This window comes from Arthrobacter sp. DualSoilB13, from assembly GCF_055389195.1.
In genome coordinates this window covers 3,913,944-3,934,103 of record NZ_AP035865.1, presented here as the reverse complement: position 1 = coordinate 3,934,103, position 20,160 = coordinate 3,913,944, and the positions used below count along the sequence as shown (strand labels likewise).

18 protein-coding genes and 1 pseudogene are annotated in these 20,160 nt (G+C 63.1%); 9 read left to right on the top strand and 10 right to left on the bottom strand.

The window, feature by feature from the left end:
• Positions 1-18 precede the first annotated feature (18 nt).
• Entirely contained in the window at positions 19-1,479 is a 1,461-nt protein-coding gene (locus ACZ5J0_RS18135; RefSeq protein ID WP_250821416.1) for a PucR family transcriptional regulator, read from the top strand.
• Between the two features lie 93 nt (positions 1,480-1,572).
• On the opposite strand, the gene purU is transcribed toward ACZ5J0_RS18135, so the two are convergent.
• Genes purU through glyA form a run of 7 tightly spaced genes read right to left on the bottom strand, consistent with a single transcriptional unit; the run spans position 1,573 to position 10,498 of the window.
• Positions 1,573-2,472: a formyltetrahydrofolate deformylase gene (gene purU / locus ACZ5J0_RS18130; protein WP_250821415.1), complete on the bottom strand. Its 900-nt coding sequence runs from the start codon at positions 2,470-2,472 to the stop codon at positions 1,573-1,575.
• 2 nt (positions 2,473-2,474) lie between these two features.
• The gene (locus tag ACZ5J0_RS18125) at positions 2,475-3,866 is read right to left on the bottom strand and encodes an L-serine ammonia-lyase (protein ID WP_464097206.1); all 1,392 of its coding nucleotides are present in this window, start codon (positions 3,864-3,866) and stop codon (positions 2,475-2,477) included.
• Complete coding sequence (locus tag ACZ5J0_RS18120) at positions 3,866-4,504, bottom strand: sarcosine oxidase subunit gamma (protein WP_464093729.1); 639 nt, start codon at positions 4,502-4,504, stop codon at positions 3,866-3,868. Before ACZ5J0_RS18120 ends, ACZ5J0_RS18125 begins: the two co-directional genes overlap by 1 nt.
• Entirely contained in the window at positions 4,497-7,442 is a 2,946-nt protein-coding gene (locus ACZ5J0_RS18115; RefSeq protein WP_142937612.1) for an FAD-dependent oxidoreductase, read from the bottom strand. Before ACZ5J0_RS18115 ends, ACZ5J0_RS18120 begins: the two co-directional genes overlap by 8 nt.
• Positions 7,443-7,444: 2 nt before the next feature.
• Positions 7,445-7,861, bottom strand: a complete 417-nt coding sequence (locus ACZ5J0_RS18110; protein WP_142937613.1) for a sarcosine oxidase subunit delta — start codon at positions 7,859-7,861, stop codon at positions 7,445-7,447.
• Between the two features lie 22 nt (positions 7,862-7,883).
• Entirely contained in the window at positions 7,884-9,104 is a 1,221-nt protein-coding gene (locus tag ACZ5J0_RS18105; RefSeq protein WP_142937614.1) for a sarcosine oxidase subunit beta family protein, read from the bottom strand.
• The gene (gene glyA, locus ACZ5J0_RS18100) at positions 9,101-10,498 is read right to left on the bottom strand and encodes a serine hydroxymethyltransferase (RefSeq protein ID WP_223941144.1); all 1,398 of its coding nucleotides are present in this window, start codon (positions 10,496-10,498) and stop codon (positions 9,101-9,103) included. Before glyA ends, ACZ5J0_RS18105 begins: the two co-directional genes overlap by 4 nt.
• 150 nt (positions 10,499-10,648) lie before the next feature.
• On the opposite strand from glyA, the gene ACZ5J0_RS18095 reads away from it, so the two are divergent.
• The 4 genes from ACZ5J0_RS18095 (at position 10,649) to ACZ5J0_RS18080 (ending at position 15,621) form a co-directional block, all read left to right on the top strand.
• Positions 10,649-11,320, top strand: a complete 672-nt coding sequence (locus ACZ5J0_RS18095; RefSeq protein ID WP_011776428.1) for a GntR family transcriptional regulator — start codon at positions 10,649-10,651, stop codon at positions 11,318-11,320.
• A gap of 755 nt (positions 11,321-12,075) precedes the next feature.
• Positions 12,076-13,428, top strand: coding sequence for an MFS transporter (locus ACZ5J0_RS18090; protein WP_142937627.1), 1,353 nt, complete (start codon positions 12,076-12,078; stop codon positions 13,426-13,428).
• 28 nt (positions 13,429-13,456) lie between these two features.
• The gene (locus ACZ5J0_RS18085) at positions 13,457-14,713 is read left to right on the top strand and encodes an aminopeptidase P family protein (RefSeq protein ID WP_250821412.1); all 1,257 of its coding nucleotides are present in this window, start codon (positions 13,457-13,459) and stop codon (positions 14,711-14,713) included.
• Positions 14,714-14,805: 92 nt separating this feature from the next.
• Positions 14,806-15,621, top strand: coding sequence for an IclR family transcriptional regulator (locus tag ACZ5J0_RS18080; RefSeq protein ID WP_142937629.1), 816 nt, complete (start codon positions 14,806-14,808; stop codon positions 15,619-15,621).
• A gap of 106 nt (positions 15,622-15,727) precedes the next feature.
• On the opposite strand, the gene ACZ5J0_RS18075 is transcribed toward ACZ5J0_RS18080, so the two are convergent.
• Positions 15,728-16,207, bottom strand: a complete 480-nt coding sequence (locus ACZ5J0_RS18075; protein WP_142937630.1) for a DUF4383 domain-containing protein — start codon at positions 16,205-16,207, stop codon at positions 15,728-15,730.
• A gap of 157 nt (positions 16,208-16,364) precedes the next feature.
• Here ACZ5J0_RS18075 and ACZ5J0_RS18070 point away from each other — a divergent pair, with 157 nt between their 5' ends.
• The 3 genes and pseudogenes from ACZ5J0_RS18070 (at position 16,365) to ACZ5J0_RS18060 (ending at position 18,272) form a co-directional block, all read left to right on the top strand.
• Entirely contained in the window at positions 16,365-17,336 is a 972-nt protein-coding gene (locus ACZ5J0_RS18070; RefSeq protein ID WP_223941140.1) for a hypothetical protein, read from the top strand.
• A 135-nt stretch (positions 17,337-17,471) separates the two neighbouring features.
• Positions 17,472-17,789 (top strand): annotated as a pseudogene (locus ACZ5J0_RS18065) (ArsR/SmtB family transcription factor); the annotation flags it as partial.
• Between the two features lie 15 nt (positions 17,790-17,804).
• Complete coding sequence (locus ACZ5J0_RS18060) at positions 17,805-18,272, top strand: SRPBCC family protein (RefSeq protein ID WP_464094748.1); 468 nt, start codon at positions 17,805-17,807, stop codon at positions 18,270-18,272.
• 11 nt (positions 18,273-18,283) lie between these two features.
• On the opposite strand, the gene ACZ5J0_RS18055 is transcribed toward ACZ5J0_RS18060, so the two are convergent.
• Positions 18,284-18,925 carry a LysE family translocator gene (locus ACZ5J0_RS18055; protein ID WP_464093728.1) on the bottom strand — a complete coding sequence of 214 codons (642 nt, stop codon included), beginning with the start codon at positions 18,923-18,925 and terminating at the stop codon, positions 18,284-18,286.
• Between the two features lie 103 nt (positions 18,926-19,028).
• Between ACZ5J0_RS18055 and ACZ5J0_RS18050 the strand changes: the two genes are divergently transcribed.
• Positions 19,029-19,484, top strand: a complete 456-nt coding sequence (locus ACZ5J0_RS18050) for an Lrp/AsnC family transcriptional regulator (protein WP_011776419.1) — start codon at positions 19,029-19,031, stop codon at positions 19,482-19,484.
• A 4-nt stretch (positions 19,485-19,488) separates the two neighbouring features.
• Here ACZ5J0_RS18050 and ACZ5J0_RS18045 read toward each other — a convergent pair whose 3' ends face one another.
• A complete protein-coding gene (locus ACZ5J0_RS18045) occupies positions 19,489-19,947 on the bottom strand; it encodes an Lrp/AsnC family transcriptional regulator (protein WP_024818488.1) in 459 nt (152 codons plus the stop codon).
• Positions 19,948-20,160 lie beyond the last annotated feature (213 nt).

Sequence of the window (20,160 nt, the reverse complement as noted above, 5' to 3'; positions counted from 1 at the left end):
ACCACCGTACGGAGTGTCATGTCCATAGCCCTGGGCTCGGCTTTGAAGTCTCAGAGCCTCAAATCCGCAGAACCCCGCTTCCTCAACAATGTCCCTGAGGCGTTGAGCCGGGGCGTCCGTTGGGTCCACTCCAGTGAAGTCCTGGACATCGCTCCGCTGCTCAGCGGCGGTGAGCTGTTACTCAGTGGCGGCCAAGCCCTGGCCGGCGTCACAGCCGAACGGCAAGCCGACTACGTCCGTGAGCTCGCCGCCCGGGGCATTGCTGCCTTGGCCCTGGAAACTGGTCCAGCCCTGCCCGAAGTTCCTGCAGGCATGCTGGAGATCGCCGAGGCGGCAGGATTGCCCGTGATCGAGCTGCGCCACGTGGTTCCGTTTGTGGCAGTCATGCAGGAGATCAATTCGCTCCTGGTCAGCGAATCCGTGGAGCACCTTCAGCGCGGCGACCAAGCCAGCCACGCCATGGCAGCAGAGCTTGCCCACGGCGGCGGGCTCGATCAACTCCTGGCGGTGCTGTCCGAAAAAACGGGGGCAAGTGCGCGGCTGCTCTCACCATCGGGCGTCACCCTCAGTTCTGCAGGCTCGTTCGAAGTCGCCGGCAGCGTCACCATCGTGGACGTGCCGGTCCGCGGCGTCCTTGCCGCGCGGCTTGAACTGCACATGCCCGACGACGGCGACGGCGGCCTCGCACGGGTGGCCGGCGAACGTTCCGTGGACATTCTGGGCTTGGCACTGTTGCAGCGTATGCCGCCGGGTCTGAAGGAATTGGCGGGCATCGAACTCATGCGTGCCATTAATTCGGGTGGCCAACACTGGCAACTTCAGCAACTGGGTCCGGCATCGGGGTTCCCTGCTCAGGGCGCGGTGGCCGCAGTGGTGATTCGATCAACCGGCGCCGGGCATTTGCGTCCGGCGGTGGACGCGTTGCTCCGGCTCTCTGTGCCGCATAGTGCGAGCTACGCCGATAACGCTGAGCTGATTGCAGTCGCTGCTTTGGGGGAGGGGGACGCCACCAGGCGTGCGCTGGTGGAAGCCTTGCGAGGGCTGGAAGTACCCACCGGATCCTTGGTGGCTGTGGGGCCGTTGGGCAACGGGATTGCTGAGGCGCCCTGGTCCTTGGCGGAGGCCCGCCGAGCCTTTGATCTGGCCTCGCCAGGCAAAGGCGTTGTGGATGCCGACACCTTGGCCGTGGAGCTCCTGGCTCAGGAAACACTTGACCCGGCCACACGTGAAGGGTTCGTCCAGCGGCAGCTGGGTGCCGTCGTCGAGCATGATCGTCTGAAGAAGTCCCAACTCATGAGGACGCTGAGTGTGTGGCTGGATACGGGCTGCAACACGGCCCAGGCCGCCCGCGAGCTGCACTTGGAAAGGCAGTCCCTGCATCACCGGCTGCAACGGATCTTCGAGCTGTGCGGCGGTGACCCACGCGGGAACGGCCGGCTGGCTGCGCTGCATCTGGCAACTCGGCTGGCTCGGGTGTAACCCCGGTCTAACGCGAAATCGCGGGTCCGCTGCGAATTCGCCCGTCAGCAACAGCGAATTCACAGCTGACCCGCGATCTCGGCGGGGCAAGCCCTACTTCAACACGATCGTCCTGTTCCCATTCAGGATGATCCGCCCCTCGCAGTGCCAGCGAACGGCGTTGCTGAGGGCCTTGCATTCGGTGTCCCGACCGGCGGCCACCAGATCGTCCGGTCCGAACGTGTGGTCCACTTCCACTACCTGCTGGGCGATGATGGGACCTTCGTCCAACTCGCCGTTGACGTAGTGGGCGGTGGCACCCACAGTTTTCACACCACGCGCGTACGCCTGGTGGTAGGGCTTGGCACCCTTGAAGCTCGGCAGGAACGAGTGGTGGATGTTGATGGCGCGGCCATCGAGCTTCCGGGCGAGGTCGTCGCTGAGGACCTGCATGTAGCGGGCCAGGACAATGAGTTCCACGTCCAGCTCATCGATGATCTCCAGCAAACGTCCCTCGGCCGCGGGCTTGGTGGCAGCCGTGACGGGGACGTGGAAGAACGGGATCCCGTGCCACTCCGCCAAGCCCTGATGGTCGGTGTGGTTGGACACTACGCCCACCACGTCGATGGGCAGCTCGCCGATCCGTGCCCGGAACAAGAGGTCGTTCAGGCAGTGCCCGAACTTGGAGACCATGATCAGCACGCGTCGCTTGTACCCCTGACGCTTAAGCTGCCAGTTCATGCTGTACTTATCGCCCACAGGGGCAAAAGCGTTCCGCAGCTGATCAACAGTGGAGTCATCGCCGTCGGACGCGAAATGCACGCGCATGAAGAAGTGGCCCTCTGCGCGGTCGCCGAACTGCTTGTTGTCGATGATGTCGCAGCCGTGGTCCAGCAGGAATCCGGACACGGCATGCACGATCCCGGGACCTTCGGGGCAGTCCAGGGTGAGGACGTGTTCCACCGTGGTCTCCGCGGAGGAGGCGGCAGTGGTTTCGGTTTGGATGGCAGTCATGGCTAGCACTCCACTACGTTGACGGCGAGGCCCCCACGGGAGGTCTCTTTGTACTTGGATTTCATGTCCGCGCCTGTCTCGCGCATGGTTTTGATGGCCTTGTCCAGGGACACTTTGTGGCTGCCATCGCCGTGCAAGGCAAGGCGGGCCGCGTTGATGGCTTTGACGCTGGCGATCGCATTGCGTTCGATGCAGGGGATCTGCACCAGCCCGCCCACGGGATCGCAGGTAAGGCCTAGGTTGTGTTCGATGCCCACTTCGGCGGCATTTTCCACTTGCTCGGGCGTCCCGCCAAGGACTTCGCAGAGCCCGGCGGCGGCCATGGAGCAGGCCGAGCCTACCTCGCCCTGGCAGCCAACCTCGGCGCCGGAGATGGAGGCGTTGATCTTGAACAGGATTCCGACGGCGGCCGCCGCCAGCAGGAACCGCACGACGCCGTCGTCGTCGGCTCCCGGAACAAACCTCGTGTAATAGTGCAGCACTGCCGGGACGATCCCGGCGGCACCGTTGGTGGGTGCAGTAACAATCCTGCCGCCCGCGGCGTTTTCCTCGTTCACAGCCAAGGCGAAGAGATTGACCCATTCCATGGCGAGGAGCGGGTCCGCTGAAGCACTACCGTTCAGGTCCGCGTCAGTTTCGGAAAGCTTCTTGAACAACGACGGCGCCCGTCGCCTGACGTTCAGGCCTCCCGGCAGGATTCCCTCGGCAGAGCAGCCGTTGTCCACGCATTCCCGCATGACGGCCCAAATGCCCAGCAGCCGCTCACGAAGTTCTTCCTCGGAACGCCACACCAGTTCGTTGGCCAACATGACGTCCGAGATGGACATGCCCTCGCGCTCGCAGATCGCCAGGAGTTGGTCCGCCGTGGTGAAGGGATAGGGGAGAACGGTGTCATCGGCTACCACTTTGTCGGTGCCGGTTGCGTCCCCGTCCACCACGAAGCCGCCACCGATGGAGTAGTAGCTGCGTTCCCGGAGCACGCCGCCCGTGTGGTCCAACGCGCGGAACGTCATGCCGTTGGGGTGTGCAGGCAGCGACTTGCGGCGGTGCAGGACCACGTCCTCGTCCCAGTTGAAGTCCACCCGGTGGTTGTCGCCCAGACGCAGTTCCGCCTCGAGTGCCGCCGCCGCGACCTGGTCGTCGGCCGTATGGGTGTTCACGGTTTCGGGGGAGTGGCCTTGCAGCCCCAGCACCACGGCTTTGTCTGAGCCGTGGCCTCGGCCGGTGGCGCCCAGGGAGCCGAAAAGCTCAGCCTGGACGCGCACCGTGGCCGGAAGCTGGCCGGACGATTCGAGACCGTCCGTGAACTGCTTTGCCGCGCGCATGGGGCCAACCGTGTGTGAAGACGACGGCCCGATGCCAACAGAAAACAGGTCAAGCACACTCAGTGCCATCAGGGGACCTCAGGGGAGGCGTATTCCCTCATGGCGTCCAGCAGCCAGCGGCCCAGGAAGTCGGCAAACGAGGCCCGGGGAAAGATCCGGTAGGAGTCCTCGGAAGTCTTCCACAGCATCACCGGGATGTGTGCAAGTTCCGTGGAAACGGCCGTGCCCGGCTTGAAGACACGCGGGTGCAAGTCCAGCGCGCAGGTCTTTTCCAACACTGCCCGGGCGTGGCTGCCGGAGAGCTCGAACGTGGTTCGGTTGGCGGACAGGTCCACCACCTGGCCGGCGTCGTTGCCCAGTGCACTGGTCAGATCGCTGACCAAGGATCCGCCCAGGGAGTCGTGGACTTCCTCCGGTGCAACCACCAGGAACTCGGTGGGGCCGAGCCACAGGGTGTTGACGGAATCCGTCCCCGTCACTTCACCGCAAGCGGCAGGCAAGCCGCCGGTCACGGACGCAACGCGGGCGCCGGCGTTGGACGTCCGGTCAACCCGGATGCCCACCATGGCCTGGTACGGGATCTCGGTGAGTGTCACTATGCCCGGAACTGAGCCGGACGTGAACGCCTCAGCCAGGTGCTGGGCCGGGCTGCGCCGTGCCCCACGAACACTGTTCACGGTTTCTGCGGGGGTTGCTGTTTCAGCCATCTTTGCGGGTCCCTTCAGCATCGAAAAGTACGGTTTCGCCAACAACCACGTCCACCAATTGGTCTCCCAGCGAGGCCACCAAGGTCTCGCCGATGCGGTTGCGGCCGTTCTGGATAAGTGCCAGGCCGAAGGAACGGCCCAGCGCGGCGCTGTGGTAGCTGGAGGTCACGAAGCCCTCCATGGGGACGGGTCCGTTGGCCGGGTTGACGGGGATGCCCTTCTCCACCAGCTGCGTGCCTTCCGGCAACCGCAGCGAGTGGTCTACGGGAAGAACGCTCACCAGGTGCTTGCGGTCTTCGCGGCTTGCGTCCTGCCGGAGGTAGGAGCGCTTGCCGATGAAGTCCTTGGCCTTGGAAACGATCCAGTCCATGCCCGCGTCCTGCGGGGTGACCGTACCGTCGGTGTCCTGCCCCACGATCGGGTAGCCCTTCTCGGCGCGGAGCACGTGCATGGTCTCCGTACCGTAGGGGGTGATGTTGAACTCGGCACCCGCGGCAGCAACAGCTTCCCAGGTGTTGAGTCCGTACCAAGACGGGATGTTGATTTCGTAGGCGAGTTCGCCGGAGAAGGAGATGCGGCAAACGCGTGCCTGCACTCCGGACGCCAACGTGGTTTCGCGGAAGGTCATGAACGGGAAGTTCTCGGCCTCCAGGCCACCGTTTTCGGCGAGCTGGGGTGCAACCTTGGCGATCACGGCGCGGGATTTCGGGCCAACCACGGCAATGGTGCTCCACTGTTCCGTGACGGAAGTGCAGACCACGTCGAGTTCCGGCCACTCTGTCTGGTGCCACTCTTCCAGCCAGTCCAGCACCTTGGCTGCGCCGCCGGTGGTGGTGGTCATGAAGTAGCGGTCATCATCCAGGCGCAGGGTCACGCCGTCGTCGAAGATCATGCCGTCCAGGGTGCACATCACGCCGTAGCGTGCGGATCCCGGTGCGAGCTTCTTGAAGGCGTTGGTGTACACGCGGTTCAGGAATTCACCCGCGTCCTTGCCGCGGATCTCGATCTTGCCCAGCGTGGTGGCGTCCATGAAGCCCACGGAATCGCGGACGGCGGCGCATTCACGCAGGACTGCCGTGTCCATGTCCTCACTGCCCTGCGGGTAGTACCAGGGGCGCTTCCACTGTCCAACATCTTCGAACAGTGCGCCTTGGGCCACGTGCCACGGGTGGATGGAGGTGACTCGGGCGGGGTCGAACAACTCGCCGCGCTGGCGGCCTGCCAGGGCTGCGAAGGCGACAGGGGTGAACGGTGCACGGTACGCCGTGGTTCCGATCTCGCCGACGCCGGGGATGCTCTCTGCGCCACCGAACTTCAGTGCTGCGGCGATGACACCGATCGCGTTAACGCCGGACGTCTTGCCCTGATCGTTGGCCGTGCTGATGGAGGTGTACCGCTTCACGTGCTCCACGGACCGCATGCCCGCACCGGTGGAGCGGAGGACATCGGCCACGGACTGGTCGCGCTGGAAGTCCACAAAGTGGTGGTGCCACTCGCCGGGCTCGCCGGTCTGGCCGGGAACCAGCCAGAGCTGACGGCTCGGTGCACTTGCCACGGGAGCCTGCAGTTCCATCGGGGTTGTTGCGGATTCGAACCCGGCAGCGATGGATGCTGCTGCTCCGGCCGAGATACCTTCTGCCAGGCAGTCCTGGAGTTCGTAGCTGCCCCGGCCTGCGCCCACCACTTGCTGGTCCCTTACGGGAGCGGTGGGGATGAACGCTGCGAGCTCGTCATCCCAACGCAGTTTGCCTTGACGCTGGCTGTGGAGGTGAACCACCGGGCTCCAACCACCAGAAACTGCAAGAAGATCGGCAGCCAGCTCTTCGACGCCCGAGGTGAGTTCGCCGTCGTCGTTAATACTGCGGACGGTGACCCCGTTCAGGCGGCCACTCTCATCCGCGGAGGTGTCAGCCACGGCGCTGCCGATGAGGACCCGGGTGCCGGACTCGACGGCGGCGGCGGCCTTCGCGCTGATCTGCGGACGGGCGTCGACGACGGCGGCAACCGCCACGCCTGCTGCCTTCAGATCCGCGGCAAGAGCGTAAGCGGAATCGTTGGTGGTGCTGATGACCACGCGCGATCCGGCGGCCACGGCGTAACGGTTCAGGTAAGTGCGGGCTGCCGAGGCGAGCATGATGCCCGGGCGGTCGTTGTTCTCGAAGACCAGGGGACGCTCATGGGCGCCCGGAGCCAGGACAACCTGCTTGGCACGGATGTGCCAAATACGCTGGCGGGAGACACCCGAGGCTGCCGGGACGCTCAGGTGGTCCGTGCGGTTCTGGGCTGCAATGAAGTAGTTGGAGTCGTAGGAGCCGAATGCGGTGGTGCGGTTCAGCACCGTGCATTCAGCGGCAGAAACCAGCTCGGCCTCCACGTCCGCAACCCACTCCAGGGCCGGCTTGCCCTCGATTTCTTCCGCCAGATCCGGGGCTGTGGAACCGGAGAGCAGTGAGCCGCCGAGCTCGGGCTGGTCGTCGATGAGGATGACGCGGGCGCCGGTGCGGACAGCTTCGCGGGCCGCTGCCAGGCCGGCGATGCCGCCGCCGACAACCAGTACATCCGTGTGGACGTACTTCTTGTCGTACTCGGCCTTGTCCTCGTTCGGGTCAAGCTTGCCCAGACCGGACAGGAGCTCAACGTTCATGCCGTCCACCAAGGAAACTGCGGTGGCGGGAAGCATGGACTCGGCAACGTGGCCCGGGAAGCGGGGAGCGATCTTGACCAAGGCGTTGGACTCTTCTACGCCGGCTGCCATGATGCCGCGGGGGCGGTCCTCATAAAGGGAGTTGCCGGCGTTGATGTGGCCATTGGCCAGCAGTGCCGAAGCGATGGTGTCCCCCGGGTGGCCGGTGAATTCCTGGCCGTCCACGGTGAAGCGCCAGGAGATGCTGCGATCGATGCGTCCGCCGGTGGCGAGGCGTGCGTTCTTGCTGGTCACTTCTAGACTCCTTCCGAAGAGATGGGGGTGGTAGCTGTGGGGGAGGCGGCGCCGGGGGAGAGGCCCGGTTCGCCGGCTTGGCCGAACTCACCGGCCTGGGTGAACTCGCCCGGCTGTTCCGGTGCTTTCTTTGGACTCGTCACCTTGATGTCCGGCCGGGGCTGGCCCATGCCGTAGATGGAGTGAATCTCGTAGCTCACGGTGTCGCGGAGCATGTTGAACCACTGGCGGCAGCCTGTGCTGTGGACCCAGCGTTCTGCGAAAGTTCCCTTGGTGTTCTCGCGGTAGAACAGGTATTCAGCCCATTCGCGGTCCGTGAGGTCGTTGGGGCTCTCCGGGTAGGCGACGTGTGCTTGGCCGCCGTAGTGGAATTCGGTTTCGTCGCGTGGCCCGCAGTTGGGGCATGAAATGAGGAGCATGTCTTTTCCTGTCCTGTCCTGGCTAGTGGGCTACGGCTGCGGCGCCGTGTTCGTCGATCAAGGCGCCGGTCTCGAAGCGTTCCAGCGCGAAGGGCTTGTTCAGCTGGTGCGGAGCGCCGGTGGCGATGGTGTGCGCGAAAGTCAGGCCCGCCGCCGGAGTGCCCTTGAAGCCGCCGGTTCCCCAGCCACAGTTGACGAACATGTTCTCCACCGGGGAGAGGCCAACAATCGGGGAAGCATCCAAGGTGGTGTCCACAATGCCGCCCCAGGTCCGGAGCACGTGGGCCCTGGCGAAGATCGGGAAGAGCTCCACGGCTGCTGCCATCTGCTCCTCGATCACGTGGAACGAGCCGCGCTGGCCGTAGCCGTTGTAGGAGTCCACACCGGCGCCCATTACCAGTTCGCCCTTGTGGGCTTGGGACACGTACACGTGGACGTGGTTGGACATGACCACGGTGGGGTGGACCGGCTCGTGGAGTTCAGACACCAGCGCCTGGAGCGGGTGGCTCTGGATCGGCAGGCGGAAGCCCGCCATTTCCGCCAGGACCGAGCTGTGGCCTGCGGCGCAGAGGCCCACCTTTTCGGTGTTGATGGTGCCGCGCGTGGTCTGGACACCGGTGACCTTGTTGCCGTCCTTGATGAAGCCGGTAACTTCGCAGTTCTGGATGATGTCCACACCGAGTTCATCGCACTTGCGGGCAAAGGCCCACGCCACATGGTCGTGCTTGGCGATGCCTGCACGCGGCTGGTACGTGGCACCCATGACGGGGTAGCGGATGTTGTCGCTGATGTTCAGGATGGGGCAGAGTTCCTTGACCTGCTGCGGGTCCAGCCATTCGGCGTCTACACCGTTGAGGCGGTTGGCACCCACCCGGCGAACGCTTTCGCGAACATCGCCCAAGGTGTGGGCCAGGTTCATGACACCGCGCTGGCTGAAGAGGAAGTCGTACTCCAGCTCTTCCGGGAGGATTTCCCAGAGCTTGAGGGCGTGCTCGTAGATGGCTGCGCTCTCGTCCCAAAGGTAATTGGAACGGATGATGGTGGTGTTGCGGGCCATGTTGCCACCGGCCAGCCAGCCCTTTTCAAGGATGGCGATATTCGTCATCCCGTGGTTCTTCGCCAGGAAGTATGCGGTGGCCAGGCCATGCCCGCCGCCGCCCACAATCACGGCGTCGTAGCTTTTCTTCGGGTCCGGGTTGCGCCAGAGGAAGTCCGGGTGTTCGGGGAGGTGGTCTGCACTCACTTGGCTGCTCCAATCAGTTCTGCTTCGGTTACGGCGCCATTGCCGTTGTGGTTTAGGTGCGGGTAGAGGGGGAACTTGTTCGCCAGGGCGGTCACGCGGTTGCGGAGTTCGACGGCGGTGGTCTCGTCCAGGGTGACGTCACCTTCGGCGGTGGCTGCTTCGGCGCCTGCCTGGGTGCCTGCTTGGGTGCCGCTGTTCGCTGCGGCGATCAACGCCGTCGCAATGATGTCCGAAACTTCGGTGAAGTCCTCGGCGCCGAAGCCGCGGGCGGCTAGGGCTGGGGTGCCGATGCGCAGGCCGGACGACACCATGGGTGGGCGGGGGTCGAACGGGACGGCGTTGCGGTTGACGGTGATGCCGATCCGGTGCAGCGTGTCCTCGGCCTGCTGGCCGTTGAGGACCGAGTGGCGGAGGTCGGCGAGGACAAGGTGGACATCGGTTCCGCCGCTGACAACGGAGATGCCGGCTGCGGCAACGTCGTCCTGCAGGAGGCGCTGGGCCAGGATCTTGGAACCCTCAAGGACGCGGAGCTGGCGTTCCTGGAACTCGGGCTCGGAGGCCATCTTGAAGGCAACGGCCTTGGCTGCGATGACGTGTTCCAGCGGACCACCCTGCTGGCCGGGGAAGACTGCCGAGTTAACCTTCTTGGCGATGTCGGCGTCGTTGGTCAGGATCACGCCACCGCGCGGACCGCCGAGGGTCTTGTGGGTGGTGCTGGTGACAATGTGGGCGTGCGGCACGGGGCTGGGGTGCAGGCCTGCTGCGACGAGGCCGGCAAAGTGGGCCATGTCCACCATGAGGTAGGCGCCCACCAGGTCAGCGATGCGGCGGAACTCAGCGAAGTCCAGCTGGCGGGAATACGCCGACCAGCCGGCGACGATCAGCTGCGGCTTGCTCTCCAGTGCCAAGCGCTCAACTTCGGCCATGTCCACGGTGTGGGTGTCTTCGCGAACTCCGTAAGGAACAACCTTGTACAGCTTGCCGGAGAAGTTGATGCGCATGCCGTGGGTCAGGTGCCCGCCGTGGGCGAGGTTCAGGCCCATGATGGTGTCGCCCGGGGTGATCAGTGCATGCATGGCCGAGGCGTTGGCCTGGGCGCCGGAGTGTGGCTGGACGTTGGCGAACTCTGCGCCGAACAGGGCCTTCAGGCGGTCAATGGCGAGCTGTTCAATCACATCAACGTGTTCGCAGCCGCCGTAGTAGCGCTTGCCGGGATAGCCCTCGGCGTATTTGTTGGTCAGCACCGAGCCCTGGGCTTCCATGACGGCCGTAGGAGCGAAGTTCTCAGAGGCGATCATTTCCAGCGTGGACTGCTGGCGGATGAGTTCCTGGGCGATCGCCTGATCGACCTCCGGGTCCGCCTGTGCAAGCGGGCGGATCAGCGGTTCAACCATGGTGTTCTCCTTCAAAAGCTTGTCTAGTGGCCGACTGTTAGGCAACTGATATATTAGAACTATTGCCATAGTATGTTGAAGATCACATGGTCGTCAACAGGTCCGGGAAACTCATCCGTGGGACCGTGGTTGTGACAACGGGAGAGAGCAATGAGCGCAGCACTGGAAGCACTGGAGTCAGCTCCGCAGGGCACGTCCCTCGCAGAGAACGCCTACCTGCTGCTGCGCGACAGGCTCATCATGCTGGACGTCAAACCCGGCGACCCCATCAACGACGGCCAGATAGCAGCCGAACTCGGCATCGGACGCACCCCCGTCCGTGAGGCCATCAAGCGCCTCGAGAGCGACCACCTCGTGGTGTCCTACCCGCGGCGCGGCACCTTCGCCACGGGCGTTGACATCACCCAGCTCGCCGAAGTCTCCGAAATCCGCGAGCTCTTGGAACCCCTGGCCTCCCGGAAAGCTGCCCGCATGGCCAGCCCCGCCATGCGCTCAGAGCTCCGAGCCGTCGCAGCCGCAATCCGCGATCTTGAAGGCCAGGACAATTCCTCCCAGGACCTCATGCGCTACGACATCCAGGTCCACAGGCTGATCTACAAGGCTTCGGCCAATGCCCACCTGGAAGACGTCCTCATTCGCTACGACAACCTCGCCACCCGCATCTGGTGCCACATGCTCGAGAAGATGCCCTCCGTTTCCGGCCACATCTCCGAGCACGTCGACCTCCTCACGGCCATTGCCGACGGCGACGAAGACCGTGCCGCAGAGCTCGCCCTGCACCACGTAGTCAGCTTCGAAGAGACCATCCGCAAGGTCCTCTAGCTTTCCTGCCCTGCCGTGCTCCCGCCTTCCGGCGGCGGGCTCATCCTCTGCGCGCTAGGTCGTCACTCCCTTAGACGCGCGCTGCCGGATAACCCCACCCCCTCCCGATCCTCTCTCACGTCCCGCGGGTTTTTTGGCGTCGCTCTCTCACGTCCCGCGGGTTTGAGCGGATCGCTCTCTCACGTCTTTCGGTTTTGAGGGGGTCGTTCTCTCACGTCCCGCGGTATTGAGCTGATCGCTCTCTCACGTCTTTCGGTTTTGAGCGGGTCGCTCTCTCACATCCCGCGGTTTTGAGCTGATCGCTCTCTCACGTCCCACTGGGAGTTGCTGGATGCAATCTCCAGTGGGCCTATGGGGCCGACTTGCCCTAGGTTGCAAGCCTCGCCGCCCGGCCCGCGGGAACGTGGACAGCGGCCAGGAACGAAAGGCTCGACGTCGATGTGGACTTGAGTGCCGACGACGCCTCCTCTTCGCCCTAATGAGAGAGCGATCGGGTTTTGGGGGTGGGATGTGAGAGAGCGATTGGGTTTTGGGGGTGGGATGTGAGAGAGCGTCGTTAGGGGCAACTGCGTTGGGTTAGATGCAACAAACGCCTTTTGCGCCATCAGCCCACTCCAGTCAGCGGTTTAGTCCGGCCGGCCAGATTGAGCTGATGCTTATCCGTCACAACTAACCCTTGACCGTGGCGCCGCTCACACATATTCTGGTGCAACAGCGTTGCGCTGAATGCAACCCAAATCAATTTTGGTGGACACATGAGCAATGAATCATCTGTGGCAGCCGCTCCAGGCAGCCCCTCCCACATCTCCCACGCACCAGGTTCCCAACCGGAAGTCAGCAAGGACACTCGACGGCGAGTGGTCACCGCAAGCTTCATCGGGAACTTTGTTGAGTGGTTCGACTACGCCGTGTACGGATACCTGGCCGGCGTCATCTCTACTGTTTTCTTCCCCGAGTCAGACCGCCAGACGGCCCTGCTCGCAACCTTCGGCGTGTTTGCCATCAGCTTCTTCGTCCGGCCCTTGGGTGGTTTCATCTGGGGCCACATCGGGGACAAGCTGGGCCGCAAGCAAGCGCTGAGCCTGTCAATCGTCCTGATGTCCGTGGCGACGTTCTGCATCGCACTCATCCCCGGCTACGCCACGATCGGCGTGATGGCGCCCATCCTGCTCCTCCTGGTAAGAGTCGTCCAAGGCTTCTCCGCAGCCGGCGAGTACGCCGGGGCGTCTGCCTTCCTGGTGGAGTATGCGCCGGCGAATCGGCGCGGACTGTATGCCGCCGTCGTGCCCGCCAGTACTGCAGCGGGTCTGCTGCTGGGGTCCTTGCTGGCAGCCCTGCTGAGTTCAGTCCTGACCGCGGAGCAGCTCAACGAATGGGGTTGGCGATTGCCGTTCCTGTTGGCTGCGCCCATGGGATTGATCGGCCGGTATATCCGGACCAAGCTCGAGGACACGCCGGCTTTCCGGGAGCTCGCTGCCAAGGACAATGCGGTCAAAGCCCCTGCCTTCGCCATGTTCAGGACGTACCGGAAGCAACTCATCATTGCCACCGGCGCGGTGTTGCTGAACGCTGTGGGCTTCTACGTGATCCTCAGCTATATGCCCACTTACCTGTCGGAAGAGCTGGGCTTTGGCGCAACGGAATCATTCCTGGCCACCACCATCGCCCTGGCCAGTTACATCGGCTTCATCTTCCTAACCGGCATGGCGTCGGACAGGTTCGGCCGCAAGCGGATGCTCATCACGGCATCAGTGCTTTTCATGCTGCTAACGGTGCCGGCTTTCATGCTCCTGGATACCCGCAACTTCCTGGTGATCGTGCTGGTGCAGATTCTGCTGGGCGGAATGCTGACCCTCAACGACGGAACCTTGCCGAGCTTCCTGGCCGAGCTCTTTCCCACGAAGGTCCGGTACACCGGATTCGCCGTCAGCTTCAATCTCTCCAATGCCCTGTTCGGCGGCACCGCGCCGTTCATGGCCACCCTTCTTATCGGCATGACCCACAACCAGCTGGCCCCCGGTTGGTACCTCGTGGCTGCCGCTCTGGTTTCCCTCATCGCAGTCCTGTTCGCCACCGAGACTTCCAAAAAGCCTCTGCTGCAGGACTAGTACAACCCACCCATTGAAAGGAACAACCATGACCATCACCCAGAACGAGGCCGTCAACGATGTGGCCAAGCTCGAGCGCACCAAGGTCCTCAACAACGGCGAAAAAGTATCGCTGACCTTCTCCGACGCCGAGTTCGAGCGTCGCCTCTCCGGACTCCGCCGCATCATGGCCGAGAAAGACCTCGACGCCGTCATCCTCACCAGCTACCACTCCATCAAGTACTACTCCGACTTCCTCTTCACCTACTTTGGCCGCTCCTACGGCATGGTGGTCACCAAGGATGACACGGTCACCATCACGGCAAATATCGACGCCGGGATGCCTTGGCGCCGCAGCTACGGCGAGAACCTGGTGTACACGGACTGGCGCCGGGACAACTACATCCACGCCATCCAGGAAGTCCTGCGGACCCGCGGCATCAACCCGCGCCGCATCGGCGTCGAGGATGACTCGCTGCCGCTGGACAACCGCAACAAGATCCAGGCCGCGTTCTCCGGAGCGACGCTAGTTGACGTAGCCCAGGCAGCAATGCGTCAGCGCATGATCAAGTCGGACGAGGAAATCGCGGTCATCAAGCACGGCGCCCGGATCGGTGACCTGGGCGGCGAGGCCATCCGCAACGCCATCACGGCCGGGATCACCGAGTACGAGGTGGCGCTGATCGGTACCGAGGCCATGGTTCACGAGATCGCCCGGACCTTCCCGGACTCTGAAATCCGCGACACCTGGGTGTGGTTCCAGTCCGGCATCAACACAGATGGTGCACATAACTGGGCCACCACCCGCAAGATCCAGGAACACGACATCCTGTCCCTGAACTGTTTCCCCATGACCAGCGGCTACTACACGGCACTGGAGCGCACCCTGTTCTACGGCGAACCGGACGCCCGCTCTCTGGAACTGTGGAACATCAACGTTGAGGTCCACAAGCGTGGTCTGGAGCTCATCAAGCCCGGTGCTGTGTGCAAGGACATCGCGGCAGAGCTCAACGAGATCTACGTCAGCCACGGCTTGTTGGCCAACCGGACCTTTGGCTACGGCCACTCCTTCGGTGTGTTGAGCCACTACTACGGACGCGAGGCAGGCCTTGAACTCCGCGAGGACATTGACACCGTCCTGGAGCCGGGCATGGTGGTGTCCATGGAGCCGATGATCACGGTGATGGACGGCCAGCCGGGTGCTGGCGGCTACCGCGAGCACGACATCCTGGTGGTGGGCGAAGACGGCGCGGAGAACATCACTAAGTTCCCGTTCGGCCCCGAGTACAACATCATCGGAGCCTAGTGACCCGGCCGGTGGACACAGCGTGGTGTCCACCGGCCGAATCCGGTGGGGCGTCCGCCGTCGAAATATCTCCAGCGAAATATAGTGAACCCATGACTCCCACCGAATCCAGCGACACTCTTGAGAACAGCAACAGCACTGGTGACAGCAAAAACACCTCGGTGATCGTCAACGCCATCGCCGTCTTGAGGAGCTTCACTGCTGACGAGCCGCTCCTGGGAGTCACCGAAATCGCCGGCCGCATTGGCCTGCACAAGAGCACCGTCTCCCGGATCCTCGCGACGCTGGAACAGGAGAATCTTGTAGAGCGCGACGTCGATTCGCGCAGGTTCCGCTTGGGGCTGGGCATGATCGCCATGGCGGGCCCCCTCCTGGCGGAACTCGAAGAGCGTCGCGTTGCCTACCCTGTGCTGCGCGAACTTACTGAGCGGACGGGGGAGACCAGCGCGCTGATGGTGTGGAACGGCAACGAGTCCATGTGTGTGGAGCAGATCCCCAGCCGTCACCAGGTCAAGCATCTCGCTCCGTTGGGTGCCCGCTACAACGAGGCCCTGAGTTCATCGGTGCAGGTCTTCCTTGCTTCGGAGAACGAGGACCGGGTGCGCCAGTTGCTGCGCAGCGGATCGATCACGCTGACCGGCGTGGACGAGGACGCGGTGGAGGCTTATTTGCTTCGCCTGAAGGAATCGATGGAGCGTGGGTGGGCAGTGAACTTCGGTGAGACATCCATCGAAGAAGTGGGCGTGGCCTCACCCGTGTACGACCACCGCGGCAACATGGTGGCCTCCGTCCTGATCCCGGCCCCGAAGTTCCGTGTTTCGCAGGACACCCTCAACAGTCTCGGCGAAGCCTGCGCCGCAGCAGCGGCTAAGGTGACCACGCGGTTGGGTGGCCGCGCCCCGCGCTAAGCCGGGTACCGCCGTCGGTCCCTCAAGCGGTGGGCGCAAAAAAACGGCGGCCGTCCCGCTTAAGGGGACTGCCGCCGTCGTTAATCTGCAAGACGTGCGGAAGGGGCTACATCTTCCGTCGCGCTGTGGTTGTTTCGTCCATGGCGTCCCTACCGAGCCAGGCTCCCAGACCGATCATGGCAACGCCGAGGATCAGGTGCAGCCAGTTGTCAGCGGTGTTGAAGGGGACAAAGTTGGCGCCTGTTTCCTGGTTGATGACCAGGCCATAGATCCAAAGAACGATGTACACGGCGCCGCCGCCCAAGAGGAACAGGCGGGCCATGCGTGCGTTCCTTGCCATGGCCAAGCCGGCCACGCCAAACAGCAGATGAACGATGTTGTGGAGTACGGACACTTGGAAGACTCCAAGCAGCATGGCGCCGGATTCATGTCCCGCAAAGGTCATGGCGCCGAAATTGGTGGTGATCCCGGGGATGAAGCCCAGGACGCCTACCAGCAGAAATACAATGCCAACGCCCATGGCGGTGTTGCGTAGCGTCAACCCCATCATGTGGTGGTGTTCGGCGGGGTGCGAAGCGGTGGTCATCAAGTCCTCCCTTTCACGCTGTTACCCGGCTCTTCTCATGGAGAGCCGACCTGCGGCAAGGGCTGTGGCAAAAACCTTGCCGACGCCGCCATAATACTCCTGAAATGCCTCCGATAGCAGGGGATGTGCCCAGTTCAGCGGCGGTTAGCATGGAATTATGAGCCAAGCTCCCAACGGACGCGTGCACACGATTTTCCACGACACCCGCGATCTCACTCCTTTCCGCGAGGGCTACGTCCGCACCTCTGTGCGGGGGCTCGCTGACGGCGTGAATGATGTGCTCTCCGGTGTCCTGAGCGGCCGCGATCATGCACGGTTGACGGTAGCCGGCAACGTACCGCGGCTGAGGATGTTGTCCTCCAAGACGGCGAAGGCCATGCACGAGGCCGTTTTCACCTCCACGGAGCCGGATCGGCTTCTGGCCTTCGGCCGCATGTATCCCGGGTGGGCGGGCCTGTGCCATGTGATGGCTGGGTTGCTCGCGTACAAACATGGCGGGTTTTTGAGGGCGTCCGAGCTTCTGCAACGCGGTTTAACAACAAGGATCGACGACGACGCCAGCCAGTTCTCGGCAATGTACCTTGGGCAGGTGGTCACCAAGGTTGAGGTGGCCGAACGGATTGAGGTTCCGGTCCTGTTCAGTGAGGAGTCCGTGTTTTTGGCGCTGTCCCATTGCCTTCGGGAAATGGGGATGACCGAGGCGGCGTTGGAAGCAGTGGTGACGTTGCCGCCGTCGTTGCCTTCGGCGTTGGCGCGCTGCACAGCGGCGTACTCGTTGGAACGGCACCGTGATGTGGTCCTGTGGACTGAGGGTTTGCTGAACACGGACGACCTCTCGGCGGCGCTTTTGCTGATCCGGGCGCGGTCGCAACGGGCCAGGGGTGACTTCGAGTCGGCTCAGGTGGCCCTCAAAGAAGTGCTCCGGCGTCGTAAGACCAATTTGGCGCTGAAGAATGATGCGTTGACTGACAGGGCCCTGCTCGCTCTTGACCAGGGCCGGCGGACGTTGACTCCGTGGTCCAAACGGCCGGCCCCGCCTGCGGAGCTGGAGACTTTGGAAGTGATCCGGAAGGATGCCGAGATGCGGCGTCTATGGGAGAACGACTTCAGGCAGCTGGGCGGCGAATAACAACCATTGTGCCTTCCCTGGGAAAGGCGTAATCTCTTAATCAATCAAACGGTTGATCAATTATTCAGTTGATCAAAGAGTCGATGACGAGAGGTTGATGCGGCCGTGGAGGAAGAAGCTCTGGACAGGGCCTTCATGGCTTTGGCGGATCCGGTGAGGCGGGCCATGGTGGCACGCCTGTCCCGGGGAGACGCCACCGTCAACGAGCTCGCTGAACCGTTCGCCATCACCAAGCAGGCGGTTTCCAAACACATACAAGTCCTGGAGCACGCAGGATTGGTAACCCGCTCACGCGATGCCCAGCGCAGGCCTGTCCACTTGGATGCTGCCGCCTTGGAGCGGCTGACCGCATGGATTGACCAGTACCGGCTGATCGCCGAATCGCGCTTCCGGCAGCTGGACGAGCTGCTGGGTGCCGGTGACTCCACCCAACAACAAGAAACAAACCAGCAAAAAAAAGGAACTGAAATGAGCAATCCAACAACAATCACCGCTGACCCTGGCGTCCCGTTCGTTGACACGGTCCGCGAATTCGATGCCCCGGTCAGTGCGGTCTTCATAGCCCACGTTGACCCGGATCTCTTGGCTAAGTGGCTGGGCCCGCGCAGTACTCAAACGAAAATTACCGAGTACAACGCCACCACTGGCGGCAGCTGGCGCTACGAGAGCGGCGACGATAACGGAATGGCCGGATTCCGCGGCGTTTTCCACACGGTCGAACCCGACGCTTTGATCATCCAGACCGTCGAGTTCGAGGGCGCGCCCAACCAAGTGGTCATCAGCACCACCACTTTCGAAGATATCGATGGCAGGACGCGGATGTCCGCGCACGAGGTCTACCCCTCGGTTGAAGCAAGGGACATGGCTTTGGCTACCGGGATGGACTACGGCGTGATCGAAGGATACGAGCGCCTGGATGAGCTGCTTGCGGCCTAGCGGCGTGCCGGCTATATCTGCTGTAGAAGCGGAAGGAGTTGCTCGGATAGCAGCACTGTCCCCAGCCCGATCATGATGATTCCGCTGATCAGGGTCACAACGCGGGCGGCGCCGGGCCGGGAAGCCAGCAGCTTCCTGGAGGTCAGTGCGACTGCGGTGTACACCATGCCGGCCAGGATCACGAAGGTCAGGCCCAGCAAGCCGGACTGGACCGGAACCGGCAGTGCCGCCTCGGGGCTGACGAACTGTGGCACCAGCGCCACGAAGAAGAGCAGGCCTTTGGGATTTATACCGCTGGTGCCCATGCCCTGAAGGAAGGTGCGGAGCTGGTTTCCGGACTGCACGACGCCGCCTTCCGCACTGAAGCTCGCGCCTCGCCACGAGCGGATGGTAGTCACGCCGAGCCACAGCAGGTAGGCAGCTCCTGCGATGGTCAGCCACCCCAGTAGTCCCGGGACTCCCGCCAAGAGGGCTGCCAACCCTGCCGTCATCAGCGCGGTGTGGACGACATATCCGCTGCACAGGCCGGCGACGGCGGGGACGAAGCTGCGTTGCTTGAGTCCGGCCGAAATCGAGTAAGCCCAGTCGACGCCGGGCGTGCACGCCAAGCTGACGGCGACGATCATGAAGGCCATAAACAGCTGCGGGTTCACGTTTTCTCTCCAGGGCTAGGTGGTAGGAAAACTCTAGGGAAAAACCGACCATAAGTGTTCCTCTTTTTAGCCCCACCCCCGCCGTTCCCGGTAAGATTATTGCGTGATTGACGGGATCGATAGAAGTATTTTGCGCCACCTCCAAGATGACGGCCGGATGACTGCCACAGCCCTTGCTTCGAAGGTGGGTTTGACGGTGGCTCCCTGCCACCGGCGGCTCCGCGATTTGGAATCCTCAGGGGTGATCCGCGGCTACCGTGCAGACATCGACCCTGCCGCAGTGGGCCTGGGTTTCGAAGCGATTGTTTTTGTGACCCTCAAGCAGGTGGAACGCACCATCATGGCGGAGTTTGAAGAGCGCGTCACCGCCAGTCCCAACATCGTGGAGGCGCAGCGGCTCTTCGGATCGCCGGACTATCTGCTCAAGGTCATTGCCGCGGACCTCCCCGCGTATCAGCGGTTCTACGACGACGAACTGGCGGCCCTTCCCGCGGTTGAACGGCTGACCTCAACGCTGGTGATGAAGAACCTGAAAACCAACATCGGACCCCCGGTCTAAGGCCCTACTCCGCGAGCAAGCCAGTGGTCCGGTAGGGGATCACTTCCCGGAGGAACATGCTGGTTGACGTGCGCACTATGCCAGGGCACAGGCGAATCTCTTCCGATACCCGGTAGAGATCGTCCGGACTCTTGGCAACCACCCTGATGATGAGGTCGGTATCGCCGGCCGGGGCGTGGCATTCCAGGACTTCCGGGATCTCCCGCAGCGCAGCGATGGCCTCATTCAGGTGACTTTGATCGAGTTCGGCACTCACGGCAGCTGCCACGCCACGGCCTAAAGCCGAGGGCAGGACGCGGCTGCTGTTGGGGCGGAGGGCGCCGGACGCCGTCATTCGCTCAAGGCGTGACTGAACTGTTCCGCGAGCGAGGTGCAACTTCTGGGCCAACACCATGATGGGCACGCGGGGATCTTCATCCAAAGCGGCGAGGATCCGGCGGTCCGTGGCGTCGAGTTCCTGCAAAGTGACCACTCCCTGACTAAGTTTTCACGTAAGACTGGTCAGATCGACTAATCGTTCTGATGTCCGTTGCACCAACTGTATGTCTTCTGCTCAAATGATGACAACGAAGCAGGACGAGGCTACCGCCAAAACCCGCAGGCACCAGGACCCCGGAACACCACCCGGAGCCCTGCACAGGTTTCCCGCAAGGAAGCAGCCGCTGATTGACTCTTG

What these genes read in the sequence shown, in the direction of transcription:
- ACZ5J0_RS18135 (WP_250821416.1), top strand. Translation starts at nt 19, where the DNA reads ATGTCCATAGCCCTGGGCTCGGCTTTGAAGTCTCAGAGCCTCAAATCC.
- ACZ5J0_RS18085 (WP_250821412.1), top strand. Translation starts at nt 13,457, where the DNA reads ATGACCATCACCCAGAACGAGGCCGTCAACGATGTGGCCAAGCTCGAG.
- ACZ5J0_RS18080 (WP_142937629.1), top strand. Translation starts at nt 14,806, where the DNA reads ATGACTCCCACCGAATCCAGCGACACTCTTGAGAACAGCAACAGCACT.
- ACZ5J0_RS18070 (WP_223941140.1), top strand. Translation starts at nt 16,365, where the DNA reads ATGAGCCAAGCTCCCAACGGACGCGTGCACACGATTTTCCACGACACC.
- ACZ5J0_RS18095 (WP_011776428.1), top strand. Translation starts at nt 10,649, where the DNA reads ATGAGCGCAGCACTGGAAGCACTGGAGTCAGCTCCGCAGGGCACGTCC.
- ACZ5J0_RS18075 (WP_142937630.1), bottom strand. Translation starts at nt 16,207, where the DNA reads ATGACCACCGCTTCGCACCCCGCCGAACACCACCACATGATGGGGTTG.
- ACZ5J0_RS18090 (WP_142937627.1), top strand. Translation starts at nt 12,076, where the DNA reads ATGAGCAATGAATCATCTGTGGCAGCCGCTCCAGGCAGCCCCTCCCAC.
- ACZ5J0_RS18120 (WP_464093729.1), bottom strand. Translation starts at nt 4,504, where the DNA reads ATGGCTGAAACAGCAACCCCCGCAGAAACCGTGAACAGTGTTCGTGGG.
- ACZ5J0_RS18110 (WP_142937613.1), bottom strand. Translation starts at nt 7,861, where the DNA reads ATGCTCCTCATTTCATGCCCCAACTGCGGGCCACGCGACGAAACCGAA.
- ACZ5J0_RS18060 (WP_464094748.1), top strand. Translation starts at nt 17,805, where the DNA reads ATGAGCAATCCAACAACAATCACCGCTGACCCTGGCGTCCCGTTCGTT.
- purU (WP_250821415.1), bottom strand. Translation starts at nt 2,472, where the DNA reads ATGACTGCCATCCAAACCGAAACCACTGCCGCCTCCTCCGCGGAGACC.
- glyA (WP_223941144.1), bottom strand. Translation starts at nt 10,498, where the DNA reads ATGGTTGAACCGCTGATCCGCCCGCTTGCACAGGCGGACCCGGAGGTC.
- ACZ5J0_RS18125 (WP_464097206.1), bottom strand. Translation starts at nt 3,866, where the DNA reads ATGGCACTGAGTGTGCTTGACCTGTTTTCTGTTGGCATCGGGCCGTCG.